The 12,857-nt window shown below is 43.3% G+C and carries 12 protein-coding genes; 2 read left to right on the top strand and 10 right to left on the bottom strand.

What is annotated here, in order from left to right; genetic code table 11:
- The 6 genes from AB4138_RS14810 to AB4138_RS14835 all read right to left on the bottom strand — a co-directional run.
- Nucleotides 1-716, bottom strand: a 716-nt coding sequence (locus AB4138_RS14810) for a hypothetical protein (protein ID WP_372306585.1), incomplete at its 3' end; no start/stop codon positions are given.
- Between the two features lie 65 nt (nt 717-781).
- Nucleotides 782-1,816, bottom strand: coding sequence for a DUF3150 domain-containing protein (locus tag AB4138_RS14815; RefSeq protein WP_081230317.1), 1,035 nt, complete (start codon nt 1,814-1,816; stop codon nt 782-784).
- Nucleotides 1,817-2,220: 404 nt separating this feature from the next.
- Nucleotides 2,221-3,306, bottom strand: coding sequence for an AAA family ATPase (locus AB4138_RS14820; RefSeq protein ID WP_081230315.1), 1,086 nt, complete (start codon nt 3,304-3,306; stop codon nt 2,221-2,223).
- 60 nt (nt 3,307-3,366) lie between these two features.
- Nucleotides 3,367-3,525, bottom strand: a complete 159-nt coding sequence (locus AB4138_RS14825; RefSeq protein ID WP_154723760.1) for a hypothetical protein — start codon at nt 3,523-3,525, stop codon at nt 3,367-3,369.
- 16 nt (nt 3,526-3,541) lie between these two features.
- On the bottom strand, nt 3,542-4,489 hold the full coding sequence (locus AB4138_RS14830; protein WP_372083463.1) for a single-stranded DNA-binding protein: 948 nt from the start codon (nt 4,487-4,489) through the stop codon (nt 3,542-3,544).
- A 283-nt stretch (nt 4,490-4,772) separates the two neighbouring features.
- A complete protein-coding gene (locus AB4138_RS14835) occupies nt 4,773-6,620 on the bottom strand; it encodes an ATP-dependent helicase (protein WP_102367669.1) in 1,848 nt (615 codons plus the stop codon).
- Between the two features lie 265 nt (nt 6,621-6,885).
- Here AB4138_RS14835 and AB4138_RS14840 point away from each other — a divergent pair, with 265 nt between their 5' ends.
- Both AB4138_RS14840 and AB4138_RS14845 read left to right on the top strand, forming a co-directional pair.
- The gene (locus AB4138_RS14840) at nt 6,886-7,890 is read left to right on the top strand and encodes a hypothetical protein (RefSeq protein WP_136987061.1); all 1,005 of its coding nucleotides are present in this window, start codon (nt 6,886-6,888) and stop codon (nt 7,888-7,890) included.
- Nucleotides 7,891-7,901: 11 nt separating this feature from the next.
- Nucleotides 7,902-8,069, top strand: coding sequence for a hypothetical protein (locus AB4138_RS14845; protein ID WP_165919345.1), 168 nt, complete (start codon nt 7,902-7,904; stop codon nt 8,067-8,069).
- A 75-nt stretch (nt 8,070-8,144) separates the two neighbouring features.
- Here the strand turns inward: AB4138_RS14845 and AB4138_RS14850 are convergent, their stop codons facing one another.
- The 4 genes from AB4138_RS14850 to AB4138_RS14865 all read right to left on the bottom strand — a co-directional run bounded on the left by AB4138_RS14850 (nt 8,145) and on the right by AB4138_RS14865 (nt 12,842).
- A complete protein-coding gene (locus AB4138_RS14850; protein WP_136987062.1) occupies nt 8,145-8,414 on the bottom strand; it encodes a hypothetical protein in 270 nt (89 codons plus the stop codon).
- Nucleotides 8,415-8,439: 25 nt separating this feature from the next.
- Complete coding sequence (gene traN / locus AB4138_RS14855) at nt 8,440-11,403, bottom strand: conjugal transfer protein TraN (protein ID WP_136987063.1); 2,964 nt, start codon at nt 11,401-11,403, stop codon at nt 8,440-8,442.
- 131 nt (nt 11,404-11,534) lie between these two features.
- Complete coding sequence (locus AB4138_RS14860; protein WP_136987064.1) at nt 11,535-12,602, bottom strand: TraU family protein; 1,068 nt, start codon at nt 12,600-12,602, stop codon at nt 11,535-11,537.
- Between the two features lie 12 nt (nt 12,603-12,614).
- Entirely contained in the window at nt 12,615-12,842 is a 228-nt protein-coding gene (locus AB4138_RS14865; RefSeq protein ID WP_081230308.1) for a hypothetical protein, read from the bottom strand.
- Between the last annotated feature and the right edge of the window lie 15 nt (nt 12,843-12,857).

The raw sequence follows: 12,857 nt of genomic DNA on the forward strand, positions 1-12,857 counted from the left end.
CCATCTGAATCATCGTCTGATTCTGAATTCTGATTAGCCGATTGTTGTTGCTGTGGTGGTTGCGGTTGCTCTTTAGAAAGACGCTTTAATAAAAGCATAACCTCGATGGTTTCATCTATAGCAGCCACTGTTGAAGGTAATTTACCCCAATTAATCATCCGCTTTTCAATTTCATCAAAAATTGGAGAGTTTGGAGTGCCTAATTTCATCAGTAGATGTCGAGCATCATCACCAAGTTTCTTTAGGTGAGATTGCCCCTCAATTGCAATACCACGACCAGAATACAATAACCAAGCAAATAACAACCCAGCGGGGCCGTTACTTATTATTGGTTCCTGAAAATAACCCTCTTCGAGCAAGTCATAAGTCATTTTCTGAAATACCCAGTAGGCACCAGAAAACTCCTTCATACAAGCAGTCTCTACGCGACAATCTTCAATGATATTGTTGATTGATAAGAACGTGCTTGATTTACCCTTGAGGTGTTTCTCGAAGACTGAGAAGTCACTGAATCGTAAATGACCACCAGCTTCATGAGTAATTTTTGCTTCAACGAGTCGTGACCAAACTTCATCAGAGGGGTCACCAGCATTGATGTAAATATCTCTGCCATTCGTGTAGCAAGTTCGACGGTCAAAATAGATATTTACGTCAAATCGTGCGTGAATATCTGTAATAACTCGCATTGTGTTTTGAACTTCTTGAATTGAAGCCATAAGGTGTTCCTCCAAAAAATAGGATAGAGCTCCCAAAGGGAGCTCATTAGGTTAGGTAGGTGGGGTTAGCCGAACCAGAAGCCGGTTGTTGACGTTTCGCCAGTGACTTCTTCATAGGTAGGAGTACTATTGCCGCTGTCAGTATCAGTAGAAACTACTGAGTCCTTAATCGCGTCAATAATTCTCGGTTCAGATTCATCTGCGACTTCCATCACCGGCACAATGCCATTTAAGATGGAGCCACGTTCTGTAAGGTTATGTACCAATTTAACCGCGTAGGTCATATCAGAGCCTTCGATGTTCCCAGTTTTGGGTAAGGTATCGAACGCTTCATCAAGTTCATCAACCAATCGGTCAAACACAGTGTGTTGGAATGACATTGAGTAAACGTAATCACGAATAGCTCTTATTGGCTTGAAAGTTCGCTGAATCATTGAACTTTTACCAATAATTTTTTCATAAACAACAACAGCTTGCTCCGCGACGTTATCCAAAATCCCTTCCACGATGTAATCAACAGCTTCCTGTTGGTCATCATTGAAATAAGGTTTGAAGGCCATCGGCGGCAACACGTTGAATTGAAAACGTCTAAAGAAATCATCTTTAGGGGTCTTCAATGACTCAATAATTTCAGCCATATCAGGGTTAGCTTTCTTGTGTTCTTCAACTATGGTGTCATAGCGATTATCACGGTCAGCGACTTCTGAATAAAACTCAGCTTGAATTGCCTTGAGTTCAACGAGTAGAGAGTCAAGTTCATCAACTGGAATCGCGGTAACGCGTCCATATCGGACACCTCGGGCTGCAATAGCGCGGCGTGCCTTAGTCTCCAATGTGTTCTTAAACTGCAACTCAGAACGAGGAAACCACTCAATACGGGCTTTACGAGCAATCTTTGAATTCACTTCCTTTTCGTCTAAGAGAGTTTTAGCATTCGCTAACGTTTTCTCTCCATCACGGCCAGAAGTAGTTACATCGATAATCACAAGCCCATTTTCGAGTCGATTAGCAAATTCGCCATCTTGTTGAGCCACTTGGTCAAGTTGATTTTGAGCTACTGTATCGATATCGAGAGTTTGGGTATCGTTGATGTCTTTCATAATTCCTCCAAGGAATAAAAATTGGAGGGACTGATCCCGGTCAGGGAATCTAGTCCCTGAAGGGGTTAGGTAGGTTTGTTAAGGAGTAGCGAACCTAAGTTCGTTTTTGCTGAAACAATTAATCTGTGTAAACTGATATTGCTTCTTCATTTTCTCTTTAACTTTTTTGTCGATGTAGTTACGCGCTAGTAACTCAGACTGATGGGTTTTACGATAGAAGTTAAGCTTTTGGCCTTTGGCTCCGTAAACAACCAGTGTGTCGGCACCAAGGCACGTATATCCCCAAAGCTTATTACTTCCATTGTCATTGCAATGATACATTTTGAACTTGATTGTACTGATATCTAGACCGTCTAAATCCGATCTTGGCAAATCAGCATCATCACACTCTGAATCATTGCTTGTTACTTTTTTGATTGCTCTTTCAACCAGGTATACGGTTGATCGAGAATATGACCATTCTTATCTTTGAACACTTGATCAATAATCTTTTCGATATCAGCTTTGTCACGAGTGTCGCAGCCATTCCAAAATACATTATTAAACGAAGCACGCAGTGGAGCTCTATCACCATTAATTTGAATGTAGTAGCACCAAGACAAAACCACACGAGTTGAAAAAGCCGTTCCAATACCAGATTTGGTTGTTCGATCTCGATTAGGACCTAACATTGCATCACGCATAGCATTAGCAAACTGGATTAACTTCTTAAGTAACTTCTTGTGGTCGCGTAAGAACGGAAATTTACCAATTACCACTTTCTCTTCTACTTCCGTGCGTAAATACGGAAAAGGCACAACGAATGAACGATTTCGAAAAGCCGTATCCCAACGTCGAGACGATGGATACAAACCAGAAATGTCCCCTTCTCCAGAAGTATTACCTAACGTTACAAAACGATAGTTCTGGTGTGGATAGATGATTTCTCCTGTGTCTTCAATAGACCAAGGTTTCGTCATCTCAGAAGGAAGGTGAAGTTTGGCAATAAAATCTAAAGACCCTTTATCACATTCATCAAGCAAAACACATTTTCCGTGTTTCATAGCGTCAGCGATAGGTCCATAAACATATTCCGTTTGACCGTTTGACAACACCCAGCGGCCTTGCATCTTCTCAGGGCGTAATGTCGGGTTAACAGACACCAGCACAGTTGGCCAATTAAGGCGAGCACAAAGCCAAAGCATGAAATCAGTTTTACCAGACCCCGTAGGACCAACCATATGCATGAAGTTAGGTCGTTGAGGTGAGCAAAACCAAGATATAACTTGGGAAAGTTGTTTTTCATCTGGAATATAACCTGCGATTTCGCGAGGTACATCTGGATGACGGTGTTTAGGGATCTGAATAACTGCCGTTACTGCTGCTGGGACAAACGGTTTGAACACGTCGGCCATACGAACAGTAATCATCTCTGAATAATCAATTTCTTCAACAGTAGAAGTTGGTTGGTTATTCGTGTCTACAGTAGTCACAGGGTTAGCATTAGACATAGTTAATTCCTCCAGGAATAAAGTGTGGGGTTAAATTAATATGGGTAGTTAATTAAGGGGTTAAGCTGTCTTGAGAAAGAAAGCTTTATTAGCATCTTCAAGTAGCATTTCTGCTTTATGAAGAAGTTTGGGGTTATTCAGTACCTGAGCCTTTCGAAGAAGGCGCAGAGCGCGCCTTTTTCGTGCTGCAGATACATTTTTCTGGTGAGAAAAATTCATATCCGCGTACCTCGAATTATTGCTGGTTATAAGCACGCTGACGGAAATTTCCGTTGCCTGCTTGTGGGCGGAATTGACGCTGTGTAGAGTCAGGTTGTTGTGCATTATTGGCATTCTGCTGTGGAGCATTCTGCTGTAGAGCATTATACGCTGGACCATTCTGTGGAGCGTTATTGTACGCAGGAGCATTTTGCTGCGGTGCGTTGTTATACGCAGGAGCATTTTGCTGTGGAGCGTTTTGCTGTGGTGCGTTGTTGTACGCAGATCCATTGTTTTGTGGGGCTTGATTCGCAGCTTTTAAGCTTTGAAGTTCGAACTTCTTAACCATACCAAGAACACGACTAACGCGGAATTCATGTCCAGTGACATTATTGCCGTTTTTGTCGGTGTAATCGTTAGTAGAGAGTTCAGTTTCGACCATTAAAGAATCACCTTTGTCTAAACCTTGTTTGAAGTTCTGATCAAAAGTTTTTTGTGAAATTGACAGGCGAGCCCAGTGGGTTTCATCTTGCCAATTTTGTTGCTCATCTTTAAATGAACGAGTTAATGCAATTGAAACATTGTACCAAGTACTGCCATTTGCATTTTTCTGTTCAATCGAACCAACATTGCCGCCAAGCGTAAAGTTACACAATGAAGGTAGTCCAAATTGATTAACAGAATTGCCATCAATTTCGCCTAACACATTATGAAGTTCATAATAAGTATGCGTAAGTTCGCTGTTATTGTTACCAGTGAATTTACACGTCTTAAGAGATACTTTACACACATAACCAACACCGACTGGAAACTCTAATTGCCCATGGGCAAAAAGTTGAATCTGGTTAGTACGTGACTGCATTTGGTTTTGACCGTCTACCCAAGAGGTAACTTGATCGGCCCAGATGGTCGTGTTGCCATTCTCAATTTGAGAACCAGTAACTACGAATGCGATAAGGCCATTGTTTGAACGGAAAGGTTTCATAATTAATTCCTCATTAATAAAATAACGTGGAACTATAGATAGAGTAATCCCCTAGTGGGATATCTATAGCCCACTTTAGGGTCAGGTTTATGACTTAAAAAAGTCACTGGGGACATAGAATAAATCTATGGGAGAATTGCTATTAGCTCTCCAACTAAGGGAGAAAAGTATCACTTTAAAAAAGTGAAAAAATTTCTCGGGTAAATCACCTATAGTAAACCCCAAGAACGGGAGACTTTTGTAAATTAAGCGCAGCTTTTTTAGTGTTTAACTTTTCCGTAAGCTAAGAAGCGTTCAAAAACTCATTTTTTAGCTGTTGCAGTTTTTCTGCCTGAGCTGCCGAATCTGGCTCTTCATTTCGCTGTTGTACGGCCAACTCAATTCGATCTGGAACCGCCTCTCTCAAAAATGACAACTGCTCTTTGAAGAAACACAGTCGCAAGTACTTCTCAGCTCTTGTTATCCCCACATACAACAAGCGACGCTCTTCCTCCCAATGCTTTTCGCCTAAACCATCTTTATCTGGTTGCGGAATTCTTTCATCTTGACAGCTCAATATCGCGACTTTCGGAAACTCTAGTCCTTTAGAGCCATGCAACGTAGCGATCACTACCTCATCTGTACCAATCTTTTCAGCCTTTTTAGCGTTTATTTTGGTTATCCGGTCATGAAACTGATCTGCGGCCTTAGCCAAACTGCCAAGTGACGCAGCTGTTTTGGTTAGGATGTCAGCCATCGCTCCAAGAGCCGCAGGAGAGTTCATATTTCGTTGCGCCATCACCATTGAAATGATCTTTCGTTGATACTCGGCGTTGACCGTTTTGCTTGGCTCTTTTGGGACACCTTCATGCATGAACATTTCAAAAATTGATTGGGTGTGGATTAGCAATGATTGGCTTTGGGTTAAGGTGGTTACCGTCCCAATAAAGTCGATTCCATTTGATTTAGCACTTTTCGCCATATCAATCATCACCTCATCTTCATGCATGTAAGCTAAGAAATCTTGTAGATACCGACTGTTACGGTGTGTCAGCATCCACATCAACTTGATATAACAAATTACATCGGCTGACTCAAAGAAGCTCTTACCGCCGAGGCGCTTAACTTTCACTTTATGTTTGGACAACTCCAGCTCAACTGTATCGATTTCTTTATTGGTTCTAGCCAGTACCGCCCACCCGCCTTGATCGGCAAGGATACCTTCAACAACACTTTCAACTTGATGGTCTTCATCCTTAAAACCATGACAATCGACAACACCGCCCTCCTCTACGTGTGACCTTAATTCTTTGGGAATTCGTTCTACATTGTGTTGAATTAGGTTGTTGGCCACATTCAGTATTGCTGGTGGACATCGATAACAAATTTTTAAGCTGTAGGCTTTCGCGTTTAGATCAGCTTGCATGTTACGGAAGTTATCGACCCCTCTTGCATTTCGAAAGGCATAGATTGATTGGTCATCGTCTCCAACAACCATGATGCAACAACCTCGTTTAGCGTGCTCGTAAAGAAACATATATTGGAGATCGTCGGAATCCTGAAACTCATCAGCACATATGTGAGTAACGCCTAAAGTTTCTGACAGCGGTCGAATTGTTCCATCTCGCAGACCATGAATAACGTCGCGAGATATCTGATTTAGGTCGACTTTGCCCTCTTTTCGCATGATGCTTTCATAAGCTGCAAAAAGTTTCAGTTTGATAGATGAGAATTCTGAGCGAGGTATAGTTAAATACTGTCCGATCGTACTTATCGTTTTCTCTGCTTCCTCATAACTCATCGCCACATGACAAGCACGCATCGCTCGCTCAATATAGATGTTTAAGTGTCCACCCATAACAATCGTTTTATATGAGTTCGTCTGACGCCAAAGCTGCACAGCCATAGAATGAAAAGTACTTGGAAATACACGAAGAGTCTGACTTCTTGGCATTGTCGACTTAAGCCTACGTTTTAAGTTGGTAGCCGCTGCATCTGTGAACGTCAGCATGGCAATTGCGTGTTGCTCAGAATCGGTAAGCACCCTTTCAGCATAACGCACTGACACTTCAGTTTTACCTGAACCGGGCAATGCAACAACCATGATATGGCCTTCCGCATTAACGCAAAGATGTTGATCTGGATTTAACATATACGTGACTCGTACTGCTTCATGGATTTGAATATGTACATCAGAGTAGGAGATTATTTAGCTACAAAGTTCAATTAACGAAGGAAATTCACTTTGTTACATCGTTTCGACATCCGTCACTAATTTTGAAAATAATCCGAAGCTTCCCCCCATTTCCCCCCGTTTTCATTGGCTGGTTTTGTGTATTTTTCGGCTCATGATGTATAAATGTAAGTAGATTTAATAAATACTCATACAGTTTCACTTGGCTAAGGAAGACAGAATTATGGACCTATTCAAAACAGCATCAGTCATTACCGCCGCTTTACTCTTGAATGCATGTGCGTCCAATAGTGCAAAATACGAAGTACCGGAATTAGGCACATCAAGTATCGCACTCCAAGTTACCCGTTCAGCAGGAAGTGGAACGATCATCGAAGACCAAACCTTACCTAAAGGTGCAATTTCGGATGTGGGAATCGGTGGCTATGTGGGGTCTACGTTATTAGGGCTACCATTGGGCTCTATGGCAACGGGTTTCGGATTGGCCATCCTAGCGGATCAAAAGTACGGTTGGGATCGAAGAAACCTAGTTATGTACTTGGATGCTGATACTTATAGTGGCTTAGACGAGTATGAAATGTGTAAGGTTGTCATGTCTAAAATGGATGAGGTAATGGTTCCTTCATTCGACACACTTCAATCCTTTACCAAAAAACCATTGTCGCCAGATTCGAAGTTTTACGATGAAAGATACAATGGTGGTGAAAGCCTTTGTGTTGAAGGGTATCCACTTGATTCAAACGTGGACTCCCACGCAGCGATATATTTCAGAGGAGTGGACACTGCCTTCTTAGGGACGAGAGTCGGTGTACGGTCTATTTCGGAACCTTTCAGTACAGACGTGTTCGATGCTGACCTTAAAAAGCAGATCCCAGATACAAATGTCATCGCGGTCAGATTTACTTATTACAGTAGCCTGATAGCACACATGCAATACAGCGACGCTGAAACAACAGGCTTTGTAAATGCCAATGGCTTATCCACCAGCCCTTCTATTAAGCTCCCGACCGCTACTTTTATGAGTTTACCGATGAAGGAATATATCGCTGATTCTCAGTACATTCCTAACATCAATGCAGTGCGTAACAATGACACGGTGTACTATTTCGTTAAGCCGGTTGATGGACAGCAGTTCACTCAAAAGTTGTCGGAGTATCACTCGACGGTCACTGAGATTCTTGAACGCGCCAAAAACAAAAACTCGCATACAAAAGTTTCTACGCAGTAAGGAGCCCGAATATGGAACAATTCATGACAGTGGTTTTTAAGTTTAAAGAGGGGGCGTCCTTACCCAAGAAGTTGACACAAGCGTTCTGCGCGGATTCGAAGTATGAAGATGTTGAAATAACCGCTATCTCGTGCGACGACGAAATCAGTCGTGTTGAGCAACTAGAAGCAGACAGCTAAATAGTCAATATGAATACAAAGGGCTTACATTGTAAGCCCTTTTTCATGTTTCGAAGTCAGCAGTATCATTGATGGCTAGTTATCCGTGATATACGCCATGTACTTCTCTAGGCGGCACTCATAGAAATTAAGGTCATCGACCCACAGAGAAATCAGCTGTTCTTTGCCTTGGAATGGGGCGACAGAACGTAATTTCTCAAGTAGACCATTTTGTTCACTCTTTGGCGCACGAAGGGTAACGTTGATACCCGTTCCCCCTGTATTCGCCTCCACGATAACTTTACCCCTTGTACAGTGACTTTGTAGTACTGCTAACCCAGCTTGTAATTCAGTGAGTTGATTCATGCCATTTGTCCTTTATAAATGAAATCTAGTCGTCCAAAATCGATAACGGAGAGTCACACACTGGTGGTCTAGGGTAAACCGAGCAATCTAAGTTACCAGGCATTGCCGCATCATGCGTTTCTTTCAAGTTTGCATCAGCGTCAGTTGACTCGAATCGCGCTTGGTTAAGGTCCACAGGATTCAATGCATCATCATTGTTCGGCATCCAAGCTTGGCTCGACAGTGTATCGATATTTAAGTCATCATGTTCAACGGCTAACCCAGAGGCCATGATCAAGTTTTCCCATTCGGTTAAATCTATGGCGTCCCAATCCAACTCACTGACTTGTTCAAGCGTCATACCAGAACATTGTCCATTTCTAGGATCTAGGCTGATATTCAGTTGAGGCGCAGCCTGCTCCATGATGATACGCCCCAATGGACTTGGGTAGCAGCAATAGTGCTTCCGTTTTATCAGACAGCCGAAAGGGGTATCTTTATGGCAACTGGTAGAGGCATATATACATTGTTGTTGGTCAAGCTTCATACCCATGCCCATTTCGAGGTCGTCGCACTCCGAAATCATCATTGCGCCCAATTTAATCAGCTGATACGCGGCATACACGGCCATAATTGTTGCAAATGCACCAGAGACAGCTGGGTTGAGTGACACTGTGGTAGTGGCTGTTGAACCCGTCCCCTCAGTCACGGTATCAAAGATGGCATCTCGAATTGCATCTGGGATCAAATCCGCGACCTTTTTCATCAATTCACCTTTGATTTCGTCTAACAAGCTCTCTGTGGCGGCCTCCGCTGCGGCCTCTCCAACTTCACCCGTGACATTACGAACTGCAAAATCCCATCCAGCGCTCACGGCATCGGTTACATAAGTTACTGTGTCGGTGACAGGAGTCGGGTAACTCGACGCCCACGAACCGAATCCCGCACCCGAACTAGCCAATCCAGCCAATGATTGCTCCATTGCGTAGTGATGATAGACCCCTTTGATATAATCGAAGATATTAGTTTGGCCTGCGGATAGCGTGCAGCAATTGAAGCCAAGTCCTGTTTGCTCGATACCGCAATATGACACTTCACCATTGAAAACTTTGCAGGTAGAGACATCATCTGGATTTTCACATTCCATGTTCGATTTGATGTCTTCGAGCATTTTGAACGTTGCCATCGCTTCTGCAAAATCATCATTCATCTCTAGCTCGGAATAGCGGCAATCTCCACCCACACACTGCATTTCACCCGTGCAGATGTCTTCCTCCATCGTGTACGAGTAGTTTCCGTTTGTGTAGGTATTACATTCGTAGACTGACTCTTGAACGTAGGCTCGACCCGTTATCGGGTCAACAAAGGCTGGATTTTGTTCAATTAACGCACAATCAGCACTGTTTCTGTATGGCTCGCATCGGTCCGGAATATTGGCATTAAATTCAGTGAAAGAAGTACAAACCCGCTCATTGCTTTCAGGCCAATAAGGTTGGCCACAAATTTGCTGATCAGGTAAGGGGTTACATTCATAGTTGACGGCGTTGGCCTTTAGACACTCTTTACCATCGCTCGTTTGGCCAGCACGAGGAACATTTATCGGCAAGCCAATCAAAAACGGATCGTAATCGTCTATATGCGCGGCTTCTGTATCGACGCACTCCCAACCACCATAGCTACACATCATGCCTTGTTGTCCACCACTTTGATTCAAAGGGTTGCTACAATCTGGGTTAATGTATATTTCGTCGCCTTCATTACCGAACACACCACACGTTGATGGGTCTTGAATCCACCCAAGTTCAGCAGCACAACCTACAGGCGATTGTTCTATGAATTCTCGTGGGTCGATTGGATCCACGGTACGAACTAGGATGGTGGCTTTACCTTCCCCTCCACCACCAACACCGAGGCGCATTTTGAATTTGACAATACCGCGATTAGAAGCGCGAGCGGCTTCAAATTGGCCTGTTATATTGGTATTCGTTGTAAAGACTCGGCTAGAGCTGAATTCACAATTGGTATGCTGGTATGGAAAGCCAGTTTCGTCTACATATGGGTGCGCCCAATTGCCGTTTTCATCATAATCAGGGTATGTAGAACCGCTATTGCCAAACCAATACGACTTGGTAGGAACGTATTGATAAACGATTTCGTCATTAAGAGTAAACTGAATGACATCATCCACCCACACGCGTTCAAAGGTCACGGAGCTGATACGCACATCGTCTTCGAGTTCAAATTCAACAAAGTTAATTTTGTGGTAACACCCCATTCCGTGGTCATTTGTGCCGTTATTTGTAGGGTCACCTACCGTCAACCTGAAGGTATGAGAATCCAGAATTTCTACATCACCACTCCCCGAACGCTTTTTCAAAGGGTAAGTTGTGTGTCGCGTCAGTTCACACTTCATTAAGTTCGAACGATCGGGTTCCATGCATTCATTTTGCACTTTTCCGACATACTCCCTGTTTACTGAATACGTGTTTGTTTCAGTGGTACAGGCACTATAAAAGTCAGAATCTGAATCTTCGAGGTTATTGGCTAAGTCTTTAAAGATGTTGTCAGCATCGACCATGATAGCGTCATCGGACTCTAGCTTTTGGTAATTGTCGTTATAGTTCAGTTTTAAGGTGTTGTATGCCTTAGCGTCATAATCTGACTCACTGCCAACTGTGTTGCTAGAAAATCTATCAGAGACACCTTGCCCTGAATCTCTGAGTTTGTTTTCATTTTGATAGGCTTGGTAAGCGTCGAATTGCCCTTCTGATCCAACACGCTCAACATCCAATCCAAACAATTCTGAGTTGCCTAGCGAGTTACCACCTACAGTAGCATTACCACCGCTGTAAGTAGGTGTTTGAAAGTTTCCGTATATCTCATCAAGTGACATATCCTGTGCGTAGGTCACCGTTGAGGTAGATGCATACAGCACACCGATAAAAGAAACATGAAAGATCTGAACCAGAAACGCGAACAAGCTAAAGTGAGTCAGTATTCGATTAAACATAACGCCCTGCCTTTTTCTCAAAACAAGATCAGGTTAATCCCGTAACACTTAAAAAATTTCAAATAGCGAGGGCATTTTGAGTTTTTGTTAAACGAATACAAAAAACCACCCGTTAGGGTGGCTCTCTAAAGTTACCTTAAGCAGCAATCATTCCAAGAATACAAAAGATAAACGAACGCTTCCCGACCAGGGACCAATCGCCCGTTCCCCCACTTAAGAACGCTGTCACCGAGTTTATGACAACAACCTGTTGATAGTGGAATTGAAGATCCTCCCCCACCTTTAGGTTGCGAGCTCGCCTCTCTTACTGGGTAAAGCATGGATGAACGATATTGTGTTTTTGGCAACATTGGCGCGTAGTTCGGTTCACAACTGTCTTGAATCATATGATTACCCATTGTCAGCTGTGCTTGCCCACGTCGGTGTAGAGTGGCCATCAAACGCGTGGTTAACAACGAAGTGCCACGTACCGGATCGTCACTGTACTGATTATTACCAGTCATTGGGTAAAGGTTCCCTGAACACCCAGCACAAAAATAGTTTTCAACCACCTCTCCACCAGCCAGTATTTGAGCGCAATCGGCTGTACAGATAGACGTCGCTATTGGGTTCGAAAAGATAACGGTTTCCGGAAACATCACGAACGCCAACAAATCATCTTGATACAACGGGTCGGCTTCGGAAAAGTACGCCAAATCCAATGTTGTCGCCCCATCATAGGTACAATCCGCATTGGCAAACATTTCAATCATTTGCATTACTGGGTAAACCCAATATTTATAGTGAAAAAAAGAAGTTTCTGTATCGTCAATCGCTGTTTCTGTTCGGCCTTGTCCAGCACGGGTACTATCGTCTGCCAAACGAACACCGAATGAAGGCATGCAGTATGGCGTTGGTGAAAAAGATACGATCCTTGATGGTTGGAAGAATCCGAGCGGTATACCCCATTCAGGGACACCTAGCTCATCAGCACACATGCAAAAAGGCTTGCTCGAAGCGGCACCTTTAGGCGCGTCCCCACCAATACCGGCTAGTCGAATTGGAAGTAAACAGCTCCAACACATACCGTCGATGACTGTACTCAAGATGTTGGCATCGGGACATAAGTCGCCTGCTTTGTCGTTATCCGCAGCCACAGAATATAAGCTCGCCATGCTTATCATTGTGGACATCAAACCAATCAAAAAGAACCTAATCATATGTTCCTCCCTTTAGTTCTTATTCACTTGCTCTATCACAACACCAGCAGCGTCAATACCTTGTTCTTTAATGTTGTTCACGGAATTCGAGAAGTTTGGGTTATCTTTCATTAGCTGATCTGCAGCATCAATGCTTGATTCAGTAATGTCCCTCACAGAGTTGGCTAGATTGGGCTGTGTATCAGCCAACCACACACCGAGAGCGACGCCGAAACCAATAAGTACGAGATTCTTAATCATGTTGTGTTTTCCTTA

Source organism: Vibrio sp. 10N.286.52.C3 (assembly GCF_041468865.1).
Taxonomy (GTDB): Bacteria; Pseudomonadota; Gammaproteobacteria; order Enterobacterales; family Vibrionaceae; genus Vibrio; species Vibrio crassostreae_C.

Excerpts from the sequence above, each read along its gene's own strand:
- AB4138_RS14815 (WP_081230317.1), bottom strand. The coding sequence starts at position 1,816 with ATGAAAGACATCAACGATACCCAAACTCTCGATATCGATACAGTAGCT.
- AB4138_RS14820 (WP_081230315.1), bottom strand. The coding sequence starts at position 3,306 with ATGTCTAATGCTAACCCTGTGACTACTGTAGACACGAATAACCAACCA.
- AB4138_RS14825 (WP_154723760.1), bottom strand. The coding sequence starts at position 3,525 with ATGAATTTTTCTCACCAGAAAAATGTATCTGCAGCACGAAAAAGGCGC.
- AB4138_RS14830 (WP_372083463.1), bottom strand. The coding sequence starts at position 4,489 with ATGAAACCTTTCCGTTCAAACAATGGCCTTATCGCATTCGTAGTTACT.
- AB4138_RS14835 (WP_102367669.1), bottom strand. The coding sequence starts at position 6,620 with ATGTTAAATCCAGATCAACATCTTTGCGTTAATGCGGAAGGCCATATC.
- AB4138_RS14840 (WP_136987061.1), top strand. The coding sequence starts at position 6,886 with ATGGACCTATTCAAAACAGCATCAGTCATTACCGCCGCTTTACTCTTG.
- AB4138_RS14845 (WP_165919345.1), top strand. The coding sequence starts at position 7,902 with ATGGAACAATTCATGACAGTGGTTTTTAAGTTTAAAGAGGGGGCGTCC.
- AB4138_RS14850 (WP_136987062.1), bottom strand. The coding sequence starts at position 8,414 with ATGAATCAACTCACTGAATTACAAGCTGGGTTAGCAGTACTACAAAGT.
- traN (WP_136987063.1), bottom strand. The coding sequence starts at position 11,403 with ATGTTTAATCGAATACTGACTCACTTTAGCTTGTTCGCGTTTCTGGTT.
- AB4138_RS14860 (WP_136987064.1), bottom strand. The coding sequence starts at position 12,602 with ATGATTAGGTTCTTTTTGATTGGTTTGATGTCCACAATGATAAGCATG.
- AB4138_RS14865 (WP_081230308.1), bottom strand. The coding sequence starts at position 12,842 with ATGATTAAGAATCTCGTACTTATTGGTTTCGGCGTCGCTCTCGGTGTG.